Source organism: Flavobacterium aerium, from assembly GCF_030766725.1.
GTDB lineage: Bacteria > Bacteroidota > Bacteroidia > Flavobacteriales > Flavobacteriaceae > Flavobacterium > Flavobacterium aerium.
In genome coordinates this window covers 1-17,736 of the sequence record NZ_JARQWR010000002.1, presented here as the reverse complement: position 1 = coordinate 17,736, position 17,736 = coordinate 1, and the positions used below count along the sequence as shown (strand labels likewise).

At 31.8% G+C, this 17,736-nt stretch carries 17 protein-coding genes; 9 read left to right on the top strand and 8 right to left on the bottom strand.

The features are described from left to right. Positions 1 to 40: 40 nt before the first annotated feature. Positions 41 to 1,213 carry a proline dehydrogenase family protein gene (locus P6733_RS02645; RefSeq protein ID WP_306350050.1) on the bottom strand — a complete coding sequence of 391 codons (1,173 nt, stop codon included), beginning with the start codon at positions 1,211 to 1,213 and terminating at the stop codon, positions 41 to 43. Positions 1,214 to 1,317: 104 nt separating this feature from the next. Between P6733_RS02645 and aroB the strand changes: the two genes are divergently transcribed. From aroB to P6733_RS02610, 7 genes are all read left to right on the top strand, one after another. Then, on the top strand, positions 1,318 to 2,385 hold the full coding sequence (aroB, locus tag P6733_RS02640; protein ID WP_306350049.1) for a 3-dehydroquinate synthase: 1,068 nt from the start codon (positions 1,318 to 1,320) through the stop codon (positions 2,383 to 2,385). A gap of 299 nt (positions 2,386 to 2,684) precedes the next feature. Continuing rightward, positions 2,685 to 4,085, top strand: a complete 1,401-nt coding sequence (locus tag P6733_RS02635) for an arginine decarboxylase (RefSeq protein WP_306350048.1) — start codon at positions 2,685 to 2,687, stop codon at positions 4,083 to 4,085. A 43-nt stretch (positions 4,086 to 4,128) separates the two neighbouring features. Continuing rightward, positions 4,129 to 5,100 carry a deoxyhypusine synthase family protein gene (locus P6733_RS02630; protein ID WP_306350047.1) on the top strand — a complete coding sequence of 324 codons (972 nt, stop codon included), beginning with the start codon at positions 4,129 to 4,131 and terminating at the stop codon, positions 5,098 to 5,100. Between the two features lie 7 nt (positions 5,101 to 5,107). After that, positions 5,108 to 5,458: a DNA primase gene (locus P6733_RS02625; protein ID WP_306350046.1), complete on the top strand. Its 351-nt coding sequence runs from the start codon at positions 5,108 to 5,110 to the stop codon at positions 5,456 to 5,458. Between the two features lie 80 nt (positions 5,459 to 5,538). Further along, positions 5,539 to 7,650, top strand: coding sequence for a DNA helicase RecQ (recQ, locus tag P6733_RS02620; RefSeq protein ID WP_306350045.1), 2,112 nt, complete (start codon positions 5,539 to 5,541; stop codon positions 7,648 to 7,650). Positions 7,651 to 7,669: 19 nt separating this feature from the next. Further along, the gene (locus P6733_RS02615; RefSeq protein ID WP_306350044.1) at positions 7,670 to 8,392 is read left to right on the top strand and encodes a Dph6-related ATP pyrophosphatase; all 723 of its coding nucleotides are present in this window, start codon (positions 7,670 to 7,672) and stop codon (positions 8,390 to 8,392) included. A 6-nt stretch (positions 8,393 to 8,398) separates the two neighbouring features. Further along, the gene (locus P6733_RS02610) at positions 8,399 to 8,911 is read left to right on the top strand and encodes a DNA-deoxyinosine glycosylase (protein WP_306350043.1); all 513 of its coding nucleotides are present in this window, start codon (positions 8,399 to 8,401) and stop codon (positions 8,909 to 8,911) included. Positions 8,912 to 8,935: 24 nt separating this feature from the next. Here P6733_RS02610 and P6733_RS02605 read toward each other — a convergent pair whose 3' ends face one another. The 5 genes from P6733_RS02605 to P6733_RS02585 form a co-directional block, all read right to left on the bottom strand. Further along, positions 8,936 to 9,769 carry a hypothetical protein gene (locus tag P6733_RS02605; protein ID WP_306350042.1) on the bottom strand — a complete coding sequence of 278 codons (834 nt, stop codon included), beginning with the start codon at positions 9,767 to 9,769 and terminating at the stop codon, positions 8,936 to 8,938. Positions 9,770 to 9,838: 69 nt separating this feature from the next. After that, positions 9,839 to 10,354, bottom strand: a complete 516-nt coding sequence (locus tag P6733_RS02600) for a DinB family protein (protein ID WP_306350041.1) — start codon at positions 10,352 to 10,354, stop codon at positions 9,839 to 9,841. Between the two features lie 15 nt (positions 10,355 to 10,369). Then, the gene (locus P6733_RS02595) at positions 10,370 to 12,955 is read right to left on the bottom strand and encodes a phosphoenolpyruvate carboxylase (protein ID WP_306350040.1); all 2,586 of its coding nucleotides are present in this window, start codon (positions 12,953 to 12,955) and stop codon (positions 10,370 to 10,372) included. Between the two features lie 87 nt (positions 12,956 to 13,042). Further along, positions 13,043 to 13,522 (bottom strand): Lrp/AsnC family transcriptional regulator, encoded by a 480-nt coding sequence (locus P6733_RS02590; protein ID WP_306350039.1) that lies wholly within the window; start codon positions 13,520 to 13,522, stop codon positions 13,043 to 13,045. Positions 13,523 to 13,606: 84 nt separating this feature from the next. After that, on the bottom strand, positions 13,607 to 14,761 hold the full coding sequence (locus P6733_RS02585; protein WP_306350038.1) for a M14 family metallopeptidase: 1,155 nt from the start codon (positions 14,759 to 14,761) through the stop codon (positions 13,607 to 13,609). A 313-nt stretch (positions 14,762 to 15,074) separates the two neighbouring features. Between P6733_RS02585 and P6733_RS02580 the strand changes: the two genes are divergently transcribed. Continuing rightward, on the top strand, positions 15,075 to 15,566 hold the full coding sequence (locus P6733_RS02580; RefSeq protein WP_306350037.1) for a helix-turn-helix domain-containing protein: 492 nt from the start codon (positions 15,075 to 15,077) through the stop codon (positions 15,564 to 15,566). 144 nt (positions 15,567 to 15,710) lie between these two features. Here P6733_RS02580 and P6733_RS02575 read toward each other — a convergent pair whose 3' ends face one another. Continuing rightward, the gene (locus tag P6733_RS02575; protein ID WP_306350036.1) at positions 15,711 to 16,262 is read right to left on the bottom strand and encodes a 1-acyl-sn-glycerol-3-phosphate acyltransferase; all 552 of its coding nucleotides are present in this window, start codon (positions 16,260 to 16,262) and stop codon (positions 15,711 to 15,713) included. 58 nt (positions 16,263 to 16,320) lie between these two features. Between P6733_RS02575 and P6733_RS02570 the strand changes: the two genes are divergently transcribed. Beyond that, positions 16,321 to 16,983 (top strand): spermidine synthase, encoded by a 663-nt coding sequence (locus P6733_RS02570; RefSeq protein ID WP_306350035.1) that lies wholly within the window; start codon positions 16,321 to 16,323, stop codon positions 16,981 to 16,983. Between the two features lie 81 nt (positions 16,984 to 17,064). On the opposite strand, the gene P6733_RS02565 is transcribed toward P6733_RS02570, so the two are convergent. Further along, a complete protein-coding gene (locus P6733_RS02565; protein ID WP_306350034.1) occupies positions 17,065 to 17,364 on the bottom strand; it encodes a hypothetical protein in 300 nt (99 codons plus the stop codon). Between the last annotated feature and the right edge of the window lie 372 nt (positions 17,365 to 17,736).

Below are 17,736 nucleotides of genomic sequence, written 5' to 3'. Positions count from 1 at the left end.
AAGCCAAGAATTACCTTGGCTTTTTTTATTTACTATGAAACTATCGTTGTTCTTTTCTTCTTTTTCTTTCCGTTTTAATCAACGTTAATTCTCTACTGGTTTGGCCAGCTACAGAAGTATTTTCTTCCGCTCTTCTAATCAAGTACGGCATCACGTCCCTAACGGGACCAAAGGGCAAGTATTTTGCAATATTATAACCTGCATCTGCCAAGTTATAACTAATATTATCGCTCATCCCATACAATTGACCGAAGCAAATTCTAGCATCATTTTTCGCTAAACCTTTTGCAGCCATCAATTCCATTAATTTATATGAACTATCTTCATTATGTGTTCCTGCAAAAACAGCCATTTTATCAATATGTTCCACCATATAATTTACTGCAGCATCATAATTAATATCAGTCGCTTCTTTTGATACACAAATCGGAGAAGGATATCCTTTTTCTTCAGCACGTTTGTTTTCTTTTTCCATATAAGCTCCACGAACTAACTTCATACCAATATAGAAGCCTTCTTCCTGAGCTTGTACGTGTAATTTTTTCAAATAATCCAAACGATCCCAACGGTACATTTGTAATGTATTATATACAATCGCTTTCTCTTTATTATACTTCTGCATCATTTCTACCACCAAAGCATCTGCTGCATCTTGCATCCAGCTTTCTTCTCCATCAATCAATAATGCTACATCTTTTTCATTCGCTAACTTACATACTCTGTCAAAACGCACTACTACTCTATTCCATTCTGCTTGTTCCTCTGCTGTTAGCGTTTTCCCTTCACCTAATTTTTCATACAATTCAAAACGTCCAAAACCTGTTGGTTTGAACACTGCAAATGGAATTGATTTACGTTCTTTTGCAAAATCAATAATTTTCAATGTTTTATCCATCGCCGCATCAAATTGAGCCTCATCTTCCTTTCCTTCTACAGAATAATCTAGTACAGAAGAAACACCTTTCGTAAACATTCTGTCTACTACTGGAAGACAATCTTCTTCCGTTGTACCACCACAAAAATGATCAAAAACAGTAGCTCTAATCAATCCTTCAACAGGCAAGTGTGCTTTAATAGCAAAATTTGTAACTGCAGTACCTATTTTAACCAAAGGCTGCATATCTATCATTTTAAAAAGAAAGTAAGCTCTATCTAGCTCAGTATCGCTCTTTAAGGTAAATGCGACTTGTGTATTATTGAATATCTTTTCCATAGTATGTTTAATAATTATGCAAATATAATGAGTGCGGGAAGATTTTTTCTTAAAAAATGCCTTATTTTGCCTATTCAAATTAATACTTAATAATTTTTAGTCTTATGCATCCAATTCAAGCCAATAATTACTCCATTTATTTTAATGAATCGGCTTATGAAGCTTTAAACGCACAACTGCAAAATAAAACCTATTCTAAAATCTTCATTTTAGTTGACAGTCATACTAACGAATATTGTTTACCAATATTATTACCGTATATCGCAACCGAAGCTGAAATTGAAATCGTAGAGTTTGATGCAGGCGAAGCCTATAAGAATATCGAAACCTGTGTCGGTATTTGGAATGTATTAACCGAACTAGGTGGCGATCGTAAGAGTCTTATGATTAATCTGGGCGGTGGCGTAGTAACTGATTTAGGAGGATTTGTCGCTTCTACTTTTAAACGTGGTATTGACTTCATTAATATTCCTACTACTCTCCTATCGATGGTTGATGCATCTGTAGGTGGAAAAACAGGAGTTGATTTAGGAAATTTAAAAAATCAAATTGGCGTAATCAACACTCCTTTAATGGTTCTAATCGATACACATTATCTGGAAACACTACCGCAAGCTGAAATGCGATCGGGTTTGGCTGAAATGTTGAAGCATGGATTAATATTTGATCAGAATTATTGGAATAAATTTTTAGATCTAACGACACTTAATTTTGATGACTTGGATGAATTAATTTATGAATCTGTTGTAATCAAAAATACAATTGTAATGCAGGATCCAAGAGAAAATGGTATTCGTAAAGCATTAAATTTTGGACATACACTAGGACATGCAATAGAATCTTATTTTTTAGAAAATGAAAATAAAACTACTTTATTACATGGAGAAGCAATTGCTGTTGGAATGATTTTAGAATCGTACTTGTCGTTGCAAAAAAATTACCTAAATTTAACACAGTATAATCAAATTAAGAACACAATTAAAGCTATTTTTAATACCGTTCATTTTGATGAAAATGACATCGAACCCATATTGGATTTACTGATTCACGACAAGAAAAATGAATTCGGCAAGATTCAATTTGCATTGATTGAAAATATCGGAAAAATTATTCTCGATCAAAACGTTGAAAATGAAACCATTAACGCAGCATTTTTAGATTATAAATCTTAGTATTATTTTAATAAAAATGGTTGCATATCAGTTATAATATTTTTTACATTTGCCACGATGAAAAAAATTAAAAATACACTATTAATTACCTTCTGTAACGACAGGCAAAATAAGATTTTGTCCCGTCGGCAGCGTATCGCATTTGGGATTAATAACATTTTAAATTTTGATATTTTTCAATACACAAATACTTATCAGGAGAAGTTGCCCATCGTTTATGCAAATATTCGAGTTTGAAAAGTTTAGAGTACTCTATTTTTATTTTACATCTAATACTTATTTAAAACTCGAAAAATATAATGAACACAAAATATTTCGACCTAATAAATCAAACTTTCTACTTCCCTCAAGAAGAATTCAAGTTAAATAAAGACAACCTACAATTTCACAATATCGATTTGATGAATTTGGTTGAACAATACGGAACTCCATTAAAATTCACGTATTTACCTCAGATTTCCAACAACATTAAAAAAGCCAAAGAATGGTTTAGAAATGCAATGGAAAAGAACAAATATGAAGGTAAATACTACTATTGCTATTGCACAAAAAGCTCTCATTTTGAATACATTATGAATGAAGCTTTCAAAAATAACATCCATATCGAAACGTCTTCTGCATTTGATGTAAATATTGTAGAACGATTATTAGAATCTGGGAAAATCAATAAAAATACTTATGTAATCTGTAATGGTTTTAAAAGAGACCAATATATTGAGAACATTGCCCGATTAATAAACGGTGGTCATACTAAAACAATTCCAATCATTGACAACTATGAGGAATTGGATTTATTACAAAATGTGATCCCAAGCAAATTAAAAATCGGAATCCGAATTGCAGCAGAAGAAGAACCTAAGTTCGAGTTCTATACTAGCCGTTTGGGAATTGGATACAAAAACATTGTTCCTTTTTACAAAAAAGAGATTAAAGAGAATAAGAATGTGGAACTAAAAATGTTACACTTCTTTATTAATACAGGTATTCGCGATACATCCTATTATTGGAATGAATTATCAAAATGTTTAAAAGTATATGTTTCTTTGAAAAAAGAATGCCCTACTTTAGACAGCTTGAACATTGGTGGTGGTTTCCCTATCAAAAACTCATTGGCATTCGAATACGATTATCAATATATGATTGATGAAATCATTAATCAAATTAAGATTTCTTGTGAAGAAGCAGATGTTGATGTTCCTAATATTTTTACAGAATTTGGTTCTTTTACTGTAGGAGAAAGCGGTGGAGCAATCTACCAAATCCTTTACCAAAAGCAACAAAATGACAGAGAGAAATGGAATATGATCGATTCTTCTTTCATTACAACTTTACCAGATACTTGGGCAATCAACAAGCGTTTTGTAATGTTGGCCATCAACCGTTGGAATGATCAATACGAGAGAGTCCTTTTAGGAGGTATGACTTGTGATAGTGATGATTATTACAACTCTGAACAAAATATGAATGCAATTTACTTACCTAAATACAATAAAGAAAAACCATTATATATTGGATTCTTTAACACTGGAGCTTACCAAGAAACCATAGGAGGTTACGGAGGATTGCACCACTGTTTAATTCCACAGCCAAAACACATCTTAATTGATCGTGATGAAAATGGAATTTTGGCAACTGAGGTGTTTTCAGAGCAACAAAATGCAGAAGAAGTGCTGAAAATTTTAGGTTATGACAAAAAATAATTTATTTTTGAAAAATTAATTGAATACAACAAACATAGAAAAAATGAGTAAAGGACCAATCAGTCAGTTTATTGAAAAGTACTACCTACATTTCAATTCTGCAACAGTAGTTGATGCGGCTAAAGCCTATGAGCAACAATTACAGAATGGTGCGAAAATGATGGTTACCCTAGCAGGTGCGATGAGTACTGCAGAAATAGGAAAAATTTTCGCTGAAATGATTAGACAAGATAAAGTTCAAATTATTTCTTGTACAGGAGCTAATCTTGAAGAAGATATTATGAACTTGGTTGCACACTCTCATTATGAAAGAGTTCCTAACTATCGTGATTTAACGCCACAAGAAGAATGGGACTTATTAGAAAGAGGATTAAATAGAGTTACTGATACTTGTATTCCTGAGCACGAAGCGTTCAGACGTTTACAAAAACATATTTATAAAATCTGGAAAGATGCTGACGACAATGGTGAGCGTTTCTTACCTCATGAATTTATGTACAAAATGTTATTATCAGGTGTTCTTGAAGAATATTATGAGATTGACTTAAAAGATAGCTGGATGTATGCTGCTGCTGAGAAAAATCTACCTATTATTGTACCAGGATGGGAAGATAGTACTATGGGTAACATCTTTGCTTCTTATGTAATAAAAGGAGAATTGAAAGCAAGCACTATGAAATCAGGTATTGAATACATGACTTTCTTGGCTGACTGGTATTCAAAAAACAGTCAAAACGGTGTTGGTTTCTTCCAAATCGGTGGAGGTATCGCAGGAGATTTCCCTATTTGTGTTGTACCAATGTTGTACCAAGATATGGAAATGCATGATGTACCATTCTGGAGCTATTTCTGTCAAATTTCTGATTCAACAACAAGTTATGGATCTTACTCTGGAGCTGTTCCAAATGAGAAAATTACTTGGGGTAAATTAGATATTAAAACTCCTAAATTTGTTATCGAATCGGATGCAACAATTGTTGCACCACTAATTTTTGCTTATTTATTAGATTTATAGCCGTTTTATGAAAAGAGTTATTGTTGATTATGCTAAATTAACGAACGAAATCTTAACCTTATTGGTAGAAAGATTTCCTGATGGATATGACGATTCGAACATTATCCGTTTTAAAAATGCAAAAAATGAAACAATCGAAGCTGTAGAAGTTAGAACTGAAGATACCATCTTTTTGGTAAAAGTAAGTACTAAACTTGCCGACAGAATTGAGAACTTCGAAGATGATGACGATATCGAAAGCGTAGATACACTAGATGTATTGAAAGGGATTGATATTGCCGATGATGATGAGCAAGACGATGAAGAAGAAGAAACTGAAGAAGTTATCGAAACTGACGAAGAATCTGACGAAGATTAAATCCGTTTTTATGGAATGTATAAAAAAAGGAACTCTATCGAGTTCCTTTTTTTATTAATTATTGACAATAGATTATACAAATGATTACAACGAAAGACTTACATGTTCTTCTTAAAGAAAATTTTGGTTATGAAAAATTCAGACCATTACAAGAATCAATTATTACGACTATTCTTGAGAAAAAAGATGGAATTGTAATCATGCCTACTGGTGGTGGAAAATCAATTTGTTTTCAATTGCCCGCTCTAATTTTACCTGGAATTACTATTGTTATATCTCCTTTGATTGCTTTAATGAAAGATCAAGTAGATAGTTTAAAAGCCAATGGAATAGCCGCTTCTTATATTAATAGTAGCCAAACAACAGAAGAGCGAGATACCATTTTCGATCATTTAAGAAACAATACACTAAAGTTACTTTATATCGCTCCAGAAAGTTTATCATATCTGGATATTATATTTAATCAGCTCACAATCAGCTTAATTGCTATTGATGAAGCACATTGTATTTCTTCTTGGGGTCATGATTTCAGACCTGCCTACACTAATTTAGGCTATTTAAAAAACCGCTTCCCTTCTACTCCAATCCTTGCTTTAACAGCCACAGCAGATAAAGCAACGCGAGAAGACATTGTTAATCAGCTTAACCTCGTTAATCCAGAACGTTTTGTCGCCTCATTTGATCGTCAAAACTTAAGTCTTGAAGTTCGATCTTCTCAAAATAGAGTGAAACAAATCATTGATTTCATTGATGACCGAACGAATGATTCAGGTATTATTTATTGCCTGAGTAGAAAAAATACGGAAGAGCTTGCCGAAAAATTGCAAAAAGCAGGAATTAATGCCAAAGCATATCATGCAGGATTAGAATATGATGAGCGTTCCAAAACACAGGATCAATTTATAAATGATACAATTCAGGTAGTTTGTGCCACCATTGCTTTCGGAATGGGAATTGACAAATCTAATGTACGTTGGGTTATTCATTATAATTTACCGAAAAATATTGAAGGTTATTATCAAGAAATTGGTCGTGCTGGTCGTGACGGGCTTCCTTCCGAAACTATATTATTTCAAAGCTATGGTGATGTAATTCAATTGCAACAATTTGCTTCTAGTGCATCCAATTCCGAAGTACAATTAGCCAAATTGGATCGAATGAAACAATATGCTGATGCTTTGAGTTGTCGTAGAAAAATATTATTGAGTTATTTTGGAGAACTTATACAGGAAGATTGCGGAAACTGTGACGTTTGTTTAAATCCACCTGAATTCTTTGACGGTACTGTTATCACACAAAAAGCTTTATCGGCTATCGTTCGACTTCAAGAAAATGAAACTTTAGGAGTTATTGTCGATTTTTTAAGAGGTTCAAAAAATGCTTCTATTTATGACAATGGTTATCAAAATTTAAAGACCTATGGGATTGGTCATGATATTGCTTGGCAAGACTGGAACCAATACCTAATACAATTGATTAATTTAGGATACTGTGAAATTGCGTTTCACAAACAAAATAAAATTCGGTTGACTGCTTTTGCAAAAAAAGTATTGTTTGAAGGGGAAAAAGTACAATTGACCAAAGCTCATCCTATTACATTTGAAAAAACAGAAACTAAATCTGTCCCGAAGAAAAATACTCCAAGTAGTCTCTTTGAAATTCTACGAAAAATCAGATATGAACTTGCTTTAGAGGAAGATGTTCCCGCTTATATCATCTTTAATGATGCTACATTACGTCAAATGGAAATTGAAAGACCAATGAGTGATGATGAATTTCTAACAATTGACGGTGTGGGTCGTTCCAAAATGGAAAAATATGGAGAACCATTCATTCAAGCTATTATTAATTTTCAAAAAGAGAAGAAAGCAAAACCTCGTAAAATCAATACTTTCAAAGAAACACTTACTTTATATGAAGCAGGATTTTCTCCTGAAGAAATTGCTGAAAAAAGAAAGTTAAATTTTAATACTATTATGTCGCATTTAGCTAAATTGTATGTCGATGGACATGCGATTGATTTATTTGCTTTTGTAACTCATGAAGAAGTCGCTAAAATTAAAGCTGCGCAAATTGCTTTAGAAAATCCGGCTGCTTTGAAACCTTATTATGATTATTGTGAAGAACAAATTTCATACGATAAGATTCGATTAGCACTGGCAGTCCTTGAAAAAGAACAGAAAAATGAGTAACATAATCCAATAATACCACATGGAAATACCGAAAGCTATATTTTGTTGGAGCGGAGGAAAGGATTCTTCTTACTGTTTAGACAAAGTAATTACCGAAAAATTATTTGATGTTCGTTATCTTCTAACAACATTAAATGGCGATTTTGAAAGAATTTCTATGCATGGTGTACGAAATTCCATGCTTCAACTACAAGTGCAATCTATCGGTATACCCTTACTAACGGTTCATGTTTCTGAAGGAACAAATAATGAATATGAACAAAAAATGGAAGCTATTTTGCTTCAAGCAAAGGCTGAAGGTATTGAAAATGTAATCTTTGGGGATATTTTCCTAGAAGACCTTAGAGCATACCGCGAAAAAAATATGGAAAAAATTGGCATGAAAGCTATTTTTCCACTTTGGAAAATGAATACTATATTTATTCTTCATGATTTTATCCACAAAGGATTCAAAAGTATACTTTGTTGTACAAATGATGCTTATTTGGATGAAAATTGGGTGGGGAAAATTATCGATACTGATTTCATACAGCAATTACCTGAAGAGGTTGATCCTTGCGGAGAAAATGGAGAATACCATACCTTTTGTTACGACGGACCTATATTTAAAAAGAAAATCCCTTTTATCATTGGTGAAAAAGTGTACAAACCATTGGAAATAAAAACTAATTCCGACTGTTCTCTTCCATCTGAAATAAAAACTAAGGGGTTTTGGTTCTGTGATATTTTACCTATTTCTTAATTAATCATGAAAGAAGATAGAAATCCATCCACTGAACATTTCAAGGAATCCTTTTTACCTATTGTAAATTCGGAAACCAATACATTAATTTTAGGTACAATGCCGGGTGAAATTTCTTTGAATAAAAGAGAATACTATGGTAATGTTCGTAACCAATTCTGGAAAATCATCTTTACAACCTTTGGAAAAGATAGTGTTCCTTTGGATTTTGATAAAAAAATAGCATTTCTACAACAACAACAATTAGGATTATGGGATACATTATCCAGTTGTGAGAGAAAAGGAAGTTTGGATATTCACATTAAAAACCAAAAAGAAAATGATTTTGTCGCTTTATTCACTCAATATCCAAACATCAAACGAATCTTATTCAACGGAAAGGAAAGTCATAAATACTTTATAAAGAAATTTGGTCAACTGGATGGAATTGAATATTTTCAAATGCCATCTACAAGCCCAGCTAATACTGTTCCTTTTGAATCCAAACTTAACGATTGGAAAAAAGGGCTGTTGAAATAATAATCTCAACAACCCTCTCCTATATTATTCTTTACTTTTTAATTTGATTTCTTCTGATGTAGGTGGTACCGCCTTGATTCTACCTAACGTTATAGTCACCTTTTTAGGAGGATCCTTAACGACAGGAACCATTCCAATCCCTCCAGCAATTACTGCTTGAAATAATTCTTTTTCAGGATTTATTTTAATATTCTGAACTAAAGTCGATCCTTTTAAATTTTTCAAATTCAATTCAATTTGCTTTGTTCCATTATAATCATTAGCATATATTTCAATAGTAACTGATTTCTGATTTGGTTGCAATTTCATCGGTAAAATAAATTCCCCAGAAGCAGCTTTTACATTAATCGTTTGTTGTGAACTATCTATTCTCAAAGTTATATTATTGTACTTTTTTGCATCCAAAGGCAAATTTGTTCGGCTATCAATTAACCTTCCTTTCAATAATACAGAACGTTCTTTTTCCGTTTTTTTCTCAAAATTTGGATTTAACTTTTCTGTATCATTTTTCAAAACACTTGCTTGCTCTGTTTGATGAACTGCTTTTTGTGATTGTGCACTAACACCTGAAGCTAATAATACTGAAGCAGCCATTGCAGCGGCATACTTTAAACTATTATTATTTTCTTCATAGTATTCAAAATTTTGTTCTAAATGATAAGGCCTTAATTTTGCACAAAAACTAGCTCCATTCATAGATGAAACAATCGTTGTAATTTCCTGATCCGTTTTTTCAGTGAAATCTAACACGTTCTTTTTACAAGAATCACAATAAAATCCTTGACTATTTTTAGTCATTCCATCCAAATTCTCTGTACATGGGTTTCTCAATTCAAGGGTAAATGCTTTCTTTTTCATAGGAATGATTTTAATGATACTCTTAAAATAACAAAAACTGAGCCTTAATTTATTTTTTCATAGAAATGTCTACAAATATCTTTCATTAAAAACTCTGCTATGGTGTAATTGATGTCCCAAAATTATAAAACCAATTGCTCTTGGCGAAGCTGGAGTGTTTGATGCAGTTCCAATAATCGCTAGTTCTTTTTCTTTTAAAGAACGCAATAAAGCAATCGTTGATTTTCGCACTAAATCAAATTCCTCAATTAAATCTTCCATCCTTCTATGTTCTACTATGGCATGATTCGCATAACTATTTTCATCAAAACCAGGAAATGATGTTTGATCTCCTCTAGAAATACACATGGCTCGATAGGCAAAAACTCTTTCGGTATCAATAATATGTTGAATGATTTCTTTTAAATCCCATTTTCCTTCTGCATAACGGTATCCATATTTATCACTTGGAATACTTTTTACAAAACTATGGAAATCGGCTAATCCCTCTTTTAATCCATCTAATAATTCTACTTCACCTAATTTTGAGATATACGTATTATAGTAAGATCCATATTCCGTAGTTGATATTTCGTTTAGTTTCATTGTTATATTTTTAGTTTAAGCTGAATTTCTACTAGCATTAATATTCCCGAAAAGTGAGCGCATTACAATTTTTTCAAAAACTTTAATCAATGCATCATCAGGTTGTGATTCTTTATTTAATTCATTAATTTTCAATAATGCATATTGCTGTATTGTTAACAATGGCAATACAATATGCTCTCTTACTTCAATAGAAGCTTTACTATCTGGATAATTCTCCATTAGTGTTTTATATCCTGTTATTTTCAACAATAAACGTTGAGTCTCTAAAAATTCATCATAGATAATTTGCCAAAATTCTCCAAACTCAGGATCTTCTTTCATGTAAGCTGTCAAGGGAAAAAATGATTTAGCCAATGACATCATACTGTTTTCAATTAGCGTTTTGAAAAATAAAGAATGAGTATATAATGCCTGAACATCACTCCATTTATTTTGATCTTCATAATGTTTCAAGGCACTGCCTACACCAAAGAAACCCGGTACGTTTTGCTTTAATTGACTCCATGATCCCACAAAAGGTATTGCTCTTAAATCCTTGAAATCAAGCTGGTCTGACTTACTACGTTTGGATGGACGGCTACCAATATTGGTTTTAGCATAGTATTTTAAAGTACTCATTTTATCCAAATATGGAATAAATTTAGGATGTTCCTTAAAATCAATATACTTCTTGAAACTAATTTGTGAAAGGTTCTCTAATACTTGAGCATCATTTTCAGATAATTGATGATTTCCTGTGTTGAATATATCATTTGTAACCCCTGCACTGAATAGATTCTCTAAATTATAGCGACAAGAATCTAATGTCCCAAAATTAGAACTAATCGTTTGCCCCTGAATAGTTATTTGAATCTGCTGATTTTCAATATTAGGTCCCAATGAAGCATAAAACTTATGTGTTTTTCCGCCTCCACGGGCTGGTGGTCCTCCGCGACCATCAAAGAACACTACTTTTATACCATATTCTCTTGATATCTTCGTCAATGCTTCCTTGGCTTTATAAATACTCCAATTAGCCATTAAATATCCTCCATCTTTAGTCCCATCTGAAAAACCAAGCATAATTGTTTGCTGTTTTCCTCTAGCAACCAAATGCTCACTATACGCTCTATTCTCATATAATTTACGCATAATCTTATCGGCATTCTGTAAATCATCTACCGTTTCAAATAACGGAATGACATCTACAGTAGGTTGTTCCCATCCACAAAGACGGAACATACTATATGCTTCTAACACATTTAATGCGCTTTCATTGTTACTAATAATATAACGATTTGCTCCAAATTCTCCATTTTCTTTCTGAATTGCCTTCATTGCAAAAATAGACTCTACAGTTGATTTTGTTATCTCATCTTCAAACCAACTCGCCTCAATGTTTCCATTGACAGCAGCTAATACTTCCAATTTGACTTCTTCTGTAGATGTTGCATAATCCGAAGGGAAATAACCTAGATTTCTTTTAGAAACTTCTTCCACTATATTTTTAAATACAACATTATGAATTGCACTATTCTGACGAATATCCAAAGTAGCAAAGTAGAATCCAAACAGATTCACTTTATTAATCAAATCTTCCAAATCATCTAAATATAATGACTGTTGTTCTTCAATCAATATATCACGAATCATCAATAATTTCATCTTGAATTCTTCCAATGTAATATAAATTTCACCTTGAGAATAGAAAACAGAACGATAAAGTTTTTGTTCAAGTTCGGTTATTAAAGCATCTATCTTTAAAAAAGTTAGCTTTCTCTTTAATTTACGAATATCTCTATAATAGCATTTTAAAATTGAAGTACGTAATCGATTTGCCACTTTCATTGTTATTTCGGTAGTAACAAATGGATTTCCATCACGATCACCTCCAGGCCAGAACCCTAAATTAATAATAGAATTATCAATTAATTCTCCGTTATTGATATTATTCTGAATAAACTGAATGATCTCTCCTGAAGTTTCATAGAATACATTCTCCAAATACCAAATTAAGCTTACAGCTTCATCATAAGGAGTTGGTTTTTCATGTTGTATAAAGGGAGTTTTTCCCAATTGTGCTAATAATTGCTTGATCTTATTTAAGTCGTTTTGCTTAATAGCTGTAGTTAAATCGGTAATAATTCCGAGCACTGAACCTGGATAAAATTGAGTGGGATGAGCAGTTAATACCGTGCGTACTTGAAACTCATTAAAAAAAGCTCTTAATTCGCTCATTTTGTTCTCTGATTCGGCTCTTTCTTTAATATGTATTAAAGATCCGCGTCCTTCCATATTATTAACAACAGAGAAGGTCGCGTCTTCAATAGCATCGAATAGTACAACTTGACGCTCAATATATTGAATAAAGAGAAACATTAGATCTATCTTATCGTTTTCAGTAGGATTATCTAAGTATTTTTCCGCGAAAAAATTAACAATTTCCTTGGGATTCCAATGATTTTTAAATCCTGTTTCGCAAACTTCTGTGAATAATGGTAGCAAAACACCCGTATTTCCAATAAAATCAAACGGTAGAGTGATAAATATACTATTAAATAACTGATATTTCAATCGAACATTTTGATCGAAACTATCCATTTTAGTAGGGCTATACATACTTGAAATTTTTTTATTAAAATAGCAAAAAAAAACCTCAAATTCTACAATTTGAGGTTTTTAATATATTTATTTTTTGGAAAAAAATTACATATTTTTAAAGATAGTATGCATTAAACGCTTTTTATCGTTAATACTTTCTTCCAATGAAATCATAGTTTCTGTTCTATATACTCCATCAATATCATCAATCATGAAGATGACTTCTTTTGCATGTTTAGTATCCATAGCTCTAATCTTACAGAAGATATTGAACTTACCTGTAGTAACGTGTGCTACTGTTACAAACGGAATGTCATTGATACGTTCTAATACAAATTTTGTTTGAGAAGTGTTGTGTAAGAATACCCCAACATACGCGATAAAAGAATAACCTAATTTCTCATAATCTAACGTTAATGAGGAACCCGTTATAATCCCAGCATCTTCCATTTTTTTCACTCTCACGTGTACCGTACCCGCAGAAATCAATAATTTTTTTGCGATATCTGTAAACGGAACCCTTGTATTGTCAATCAACATGTCCAAAATTTGGTGATCAACTTCATCTAAACGAAACTTACTCATAAAGTATATATTAATAATTTGATAATTCTTTAATTAAATTTACAGCAAAAAAACTAAATAAAACCCAAAAAGAAAAGAAAAATATCAAAATTTTAACATTCCGTTAGTAACTTTGATCTTATTACCTAATAAAAAATCAGCTTTTTGATTTATTTCAGGGTAATTCTTACTCTCATCAGCATATTCTGCTCCTTCTGCATCATATTCAAAATGGCCAACATAACCATCTAATTCTCCAATCTCTTGTATTCGGGCTTCAAAGCCCACCAGTCCTAGGTTTAACACCTCTTTATATTGGGCTGCAAAATTCGTGATTATTTGCTTACCATCATAGCTAATTTTGACATTTTTGTATATGAAGTCATAAAATTTCGCTTTATTTTGAGGAATATTCAGATAATCATTCATTTTGTTATCAACTATAACGTTTTCGTAAACATTTGATAACGCAGAAACTAGCGCAATAAAAATATATTTTCTTGTAATCTCTCTTTCATAATCATTTTCATAGTGTCCCGCTTCAAATAAGACTGTAGGAACACCTAAAAATTGAAACATATCTCCAATACAATTAATATTGAACGAATCATCAAATCTCCCTACTTGACCTGGAATATAACGTTGCAACTCAGTATTCATCGCTACTATTATATTCATCGCTTTTAAACGAACTTCATTAACATCTCTCGCTTCATTATATGATGGTGACAAGAAAGACACTGTAGCAGGCTTATTTGTATCTCCTGCGGCAAATATTGTTCTCTGGTCGTGCAGATTAAAACAATAATCAGGCCAAAAACTTTCAAACACCTCCCTTAACACCTTACTTTCTGGTTGAGATAAGCTAAAAGAGTCTCTATTTAGGTCAACTTTATTCGCATTTTCTCGAGTATATAACGCTGAACCATCGGGGTTTAGCATAGGAATTATGCAAAAAGTGAAATTATTTAATATTTTTTTTGAAAATTCTGATTGATCTAGTAATAAATGAATTAAATCAAAGAGTGCTTTTGTAGTTGTACCCTCATTACCGTGCATTTGTGACCACATATACAACTTCGTTTGACCAGTACCCAACTTACAAACATATATAGGTCTATTCTCAACCGAATATCCTTCAATCGAAACTGTTCCTTGTTTTTTAATCCGTTCTATTAATGGCTCAATGTGGTCTAATGTAATATACCTACCCTGTAATGATGACTCTTTATTCGCTTCAAATAATGTATCGAAATTCATATGCTAAAATTTAATTTACAAAAGTAAACATCTTATTATTTACATTTGTAAACAGGGAAAACAATTGACTTATGCACAATTGTAAACAGTTTACACCTGCATTATAACCTCTTGCATACTCTTGATTTTACTATTATTTTTGTTTTCTTAATATATTTATCAATACATTTATTATCAGTGTATTAGAAACAATTATATAAAGTATATATTCAATAATAACCAGTTGTTTTCGATTTAATATTCATTTGTTCTAGTATATTTCATTCATAATATTTACATTTGTAAATCACTAATCGACTGGAAGCTATTTACAATGGTAAACACTGAAGAATTTATAAAAAGGCTGGAAAAAGTATTGGATTATTACAATCTGAATGCCTCCTCTTTTGCAGATAAAATAGGTGTACAACGTTCTAGTTTATCCCACCTCCTTTCGGGAAGGAATAAACCAAGCTTAGATTTTATTATGAAAATTTTAGAGGTTTTCCCCGAAGTTGATTTGTATTGGATCTTAAATGGGAAGGGAAATTTTCCGATGAATTCTGTTCAATATGAAAAAGAAAATTTCATAGAACATAAAATTTCACCTACTCCAATTTTTGAAAAACAAAATATTAAAGAAGCAATTCCAAATTTATTTAATACTGAAGAAGCAAAAGCTCCTCCGTCCGATGTTGAAAAAACAAAAGAAAGTATTGCTCTTGAAAAAGTGCAGAACAACATTATCCCAAAAAGAGATTCTGCTATTCATAAAATTGTTATTTTTTACAAGGATGGTACTTTTGAAGATTTTAGCCCAAGCTAGTACCCTGTATTTGAAATAAGTGACGATATGAATCGTTCTATTAGATTATCTAATCAAAATAATAATCATATCCATTGAGATAAGTTATAATCCCTTAAAAAGGATTATATAAGGTTTATTCTAAAATAATATGTTGTTTTATTACTATTCAACCCGAAAACTATTCTCTTTTACTTTTCCAATCACTCCTCTATAATTTTCTTGTAGAATCTTGATATCATCTTCTAAATTACCTGTTGGATAAAAAGGCGCTGAGATTTGTACTTGTTTTAGCTCAAAATTAAAGGCAACTGGGATAATCGGAACATTAGCCTGTAAGGCTATATAATAAAATCCCGTTTTCCATTCCGTTACTTTTTTACGAGTTCCTTCTGGAGCGATTGCTAAACGAAAAACTTCTCGATCGTCAAATACATTCGCTATAGCCTGAACTTTATTTTGACCAGGCACTCTATCAATCGCTGCTCCTCCCATCCATTTAAAATAAGCACCAAAAGGAAATACAAATAATTCTTTCTTTGCAATGAAATTCATTTCTAAGTTCATAACACCTCTTGTAAAGACCCCTATATAGAAATCATGCCAACTTGTATGAGGCACAACAATCATAACACATTTCTTTATTTCTGGATTTATAGTCCCTACAATTTTCCATCCCATCCACTTATAAAAAATCCACTTATAAACTTTTTGCATATCCTTATTTTAATTTGTCGTAAAAATAACATTAATCTCTTATTTTTGATAAAAAAACATGCTAAAGAAATGGTTGAGCTATCTTATCCCGATAAGAATATATCAAAAAAAATCAACCTTCAGTAAAAATCTAGAAGTAACCTGGAACAATGGGAAATTAGTATTGGATTCTCAAAACACTAATTATTCTTATGGTAGCTTACAACGGGTCCTAAAAAAAGGGTTACAAACTATTGGTTATAGCACCATTATCGAAATGGAACATATTCTTGTACTCGGTGTAGCTGGTGGAAGTGTGATACAAACTTTAATCAACGATATTCAATACAAAGGAAAAATTACCGGAATTGAAATTGATGAAAATATTATTACAATTGCCAATGAATACTTTCACCTAGATTCTCTTCCAAATGTTGAAATCGTAATTGATGATGCTTCTCTTTTTGTTTTCAAAACAAAAGATCAATATGATTTAATTATTATAGATATTTTTCAAGATACACAAATGCCTCATTTTCTTTTTGAAACATCATTTATCGAACAAACTAGTAAACTTGTAAGACCAAAAGGATATATCCTATTCAATACGATGAACTTAACGCATACAGGAAATAATCAAAATTCGGATTATATTTCACATTTTATCTCCCAACATTATATGATTACTCGATTAGCACATATTGAACAATTCAATGAATTGCTGATTGTTGAAAAAAAATAATACAAAAAAAGGAGATCTTTCGATCTCCTTTTTTCTTCTCTCACATCATGACAATTTAAATTCTTTTTAAAGAATCTCTCATTATACTTCTCTAATGAATTCTCCAGCCGCAGTAAAGAGAGCTGTTACTTTAGCTCCATCTTTTGCTAATACTAGTTTGTATTCACCATCTGCAGCAACATTAGCTTCTTCTAATGTATAACCTGCGTATTTTGTTCCAATTTGTTTTAAAGCGTCAGCAGATACCTCTGAAGCTTCTATCTTTTTGTATTCTTTCTCTTGATTGATCTCTGTTCTTGTTCCTTGAACTGATAGAGTCGTTGCTGTTGCACTAAATCCTAACCCTAAAACTAATGCTGCTGTTAAAAATAAATTTTTCATAATTTCTTGATTTTATTGTTTATAGTTGTTTTCTGATTACTATAATGAAAGAAACATGCCAAGTGAGTATTTTTTCTTTAACAATAAATCAACCTCTTGATTATCAAGTATTTAAAACTTATTTTGTGTTGTAGTAAAATTGTGTAGAATCGGTGTTTTGCTGTAGAATAGACACTTTTACTGTAGAATTCTACAGTTTTTTTGTCTTTTAGTTTGTAGTCTTTCTTTTTTTATTTCCTCCTTTTTTCTCAAAAATTAATAAAAACAAAAAACCCTATCCGATATGGATAGGGTTTTTAAAAGAAAGGCGACGACATACTCTCCCACAAATTGCAGTACCATCTGCGCAGGCGGGCTTAACTACTCTGTTCG

Bases quoted from the DNA above. Each gene is read 5' to 3' on its own strand.
- P6733_RS02590 (WP_306350039.1), bottom strand. From the start codon at position 13,522: ATGAGTAAGTTTCGTTTAGATGAAGTTGATCACCAAATTTTGGACATG.
- P6733_RS02615 (WP_306350044.1), top strand. From the start codon at position 7,670: ATGGAAATACCGAAAGCTATATTTTGTTGGAGCGGAGGAAAGGATTCT.
- P6733_RS02570 (WP_306350035.1), top strand. From the start codon at position 16,321: ATGCTAAAGAAATGGTTGAGCTATCTTATCCCGATAAGAATATATCAA.
- P6733_RS02575 (WP_306350036.1), bottom strand. From the start codon at position 16,262: ATGCAAAAAGTTTATAAGTGGATTTTTTATAAGTGGATGGGATGGAAA.
- P6733_RS02600 (WP_306350041.1), bottom strand. From the start codon at position 10,354: ATGAAACTAAACGAAATATCAACTACGGAATATGGATCTTACTATAAT.
- P6733_RS02630 (WP_306350047.1), top strand. From the start codon at position 4,129: ATGAGTAAAGGACCAATCAGTCAGTTTATTGAAAAGTACTACCTACAT.
- P6733_RS02565 (WP_306350034.1), bottom strand. From the start codon at position 17,364: ATGAAAAATTTATTTTTAACAGCAGCATTAGTTTTAGGGTTAGGATTT.
- recQ (WP_306350045.1), top strand. From the start codon at position 5,539: ATGATTACAACGAAAGACTTACATGTTCTTCTTAAAGAAAATTTTGGT.
- P6733_RS02645 (WP_306350050.1), bottom strand. From the start codon at position 1,213: ATGGAAAAGATATTCAATAATACACAAGTCGCATTTACCTTAAAGAGC.
- P6733_RS02580 (WP_306350037.1), top strand. From the start codon at position 15,075: ATGGTAAACACTGAAGAATTTATAAAAAGGCTGGAAAAAGTATTGGAT.
- P6733_RS02595 (WP_306350040.1), bottom strand. From the start codon at position 12,955: ATGTATAGCCCTACTAAAATGGATAGTTTCGATCAAAATGTTCGATTG.
- P6733_RS02625 (WP_306350046.1), top strand. From the start codon at position 5,108: ATGAAAAGAGTTATTGTTGATTATGCTAAATTAACGAACGAAATCTTA.
- P6733_RS02635 (WP_306350048.1), top strand. From the start codon at position 2,685: ATGAACACAAAATATTTCGACCTAATAAATCAAACTTTCTACTTCCCT.
- aroB (WP_306350049.1), top strand. From the start codon at position 1,318: ATGCATCCAATTCAAGCCAATAATTACTCCATTTATTTTAATGAATCG.
- P6733_RS02605 (WP_306350042.1), bottom strand. From the start codon at position 9,769: ATGAAAAAGAAAGCATTTACCCTTGAATTGAGAAACCCATGTACAGAG.
- P6733_RS02610 (WP_306350043.1), top strand. From the start codon at position 8,399: ATGAAAGAAGATAGAAATCCATCCACTGAACATTTCAAGGAATCCTTT.
- P6733_RS02585 (WP_306350038.1), bottom strand. From the start codon at position 14,761: ATGAATTTCGATACATTATTTGAAGCGAATAAAGAGTCATCATTACAG.